The 1,244-nt window shown below is 62.0% G+C and carries 1 protein-coding gene; it reads left to right on the top strand.

The features are described from left to right. Positions 1 to 41 precede the first annotated feature (41 nt). Positions 42 to 1,210, top strand: a protein-coding gene (locus BLQ49_RS28780; protein ID WP_091723099.1) for an IS3 family transposase whose coding sequence is annotated in 2 segments (ribosomal slippage) — positions 42 to 306 and positions 306 to 1,210 — 1,170 coding nt in all. Because the reading frame shifts where the segments join, the coding sequence is not laid out codon by codon here. Positions 1,211 to 1,244: the final 34 nt, after the last annotated feature.

The raw sequence follows: 1,244 nt of genomic DNA, 5'->3' as shown, positions 1-1,244 counted from the left end.
CTCCCTGAGGTATGGCTTTGAGCCATGTGGAGGATGTCGTCATGGGACGGAAGAAGCATACGGCTGAAGAGATCGTTGCTAAGCTGCGGCAGGTCGATGTCTTGATCTCGCAGGGTCGCAAGGTTGCCGAAGCAATCCGGTCAATCGAGGTGACCGAGGTCACATACTACCGCTGGCGGTCCGAGTACGGCGGCTTGAAGGGTGATCAGGTCGAGCGGCTGAAATCTCTGGAGACCGAGAACCAACGTCTTCGTAGGGCAATCTCGGATCTGACCTTGGAGAAGCTGATTCTGAAGGAGGCCGCCTCGGGAAACTTCTGAGCCCGGCTCGCCGCCGGGCCTGTGTCGACTTCGTCGTTGCCGAGCACGGTGTGTCCGAACGCTTCGCTTGCCGTGTCCTGGGCCAACATCGTTCGACCCAGCGCAAATGCGCCGTCCTTGCCGAAGACGAAACCGCTTTGACGACCGCCATCGTCGCCCTGGCGCTACAGTATGGACGCTACGGCTACCGTCGGATCACGGCTTTGCTCCGGCGTGATGGCTGGACGGTGGACGTGAAGCGCGTCGAACGGATCTGGCAGCGCGAAGGGCTCAAGGTCCCAGCCCGCCAGCCAAAGCGGGCACGCCTCTGGCTCAACGACGGCTCCTGCCTTCGCTTACGACCCGAGCGGCCTGACCACGTCTGGTCCTACGACTTCGTCGAGCACCGCACGCACAACGGACGCAAGTACCGAATGCTGAACGTCATCGACGAGTTCACACGCGAGTGCCTGGCCATCCGCGTATCTCGTAAGCTCAAGGCGCTGGACGTGATCGACGTACTCTCGGACCTGTTCAGTCTGCGTGGAGTGCCAGGGCACATCCGTTCGGACAACGGGCCGGAGTTCATCGCTCGATCTGTCCGTGACTGGATCGCAGCGGTTGGCTCGACCACGGCCTATATCGAGCCTGGCAGTCCGTGGGAGAACGGCTATTGCGAGAGCTTCAACGCAAAGCTGCGGGATGAACTCCTCAACGGTGAGGTATTCTATACTCTCAAGGAGGCCGGCGTCGTGATCGAGCAATGGCGGAGGCACTACAACAGCATCCGGCCGCACTCGTCGCTCGGCTACCAGCCACCCGCGCCGGAGGTCGTCCTCTGGCCAACCGAACCGAGCGGATCAGTGCCGTCCGCTCGCCCTGCCATCGTCAGCCGACCGACGATGCACTAACTTCGAACCCGGGCCACCGAATGGGGGCAGGCCA

The organism is Methylobacterium phyllostachyos, assembly GCF_900103445.1.
In the GTDB taxonomy this organism is placed as follows: Bacteria; Pseudomonadota; Alphaproteobacteria; order Rhizobiales; family Beijerinckiaceae; genus Methylobacterium; species Methylobacterium phyllostachyos.
This window is presented reverse-complemented; position numbering and strand designations above follow the sequence as displayed.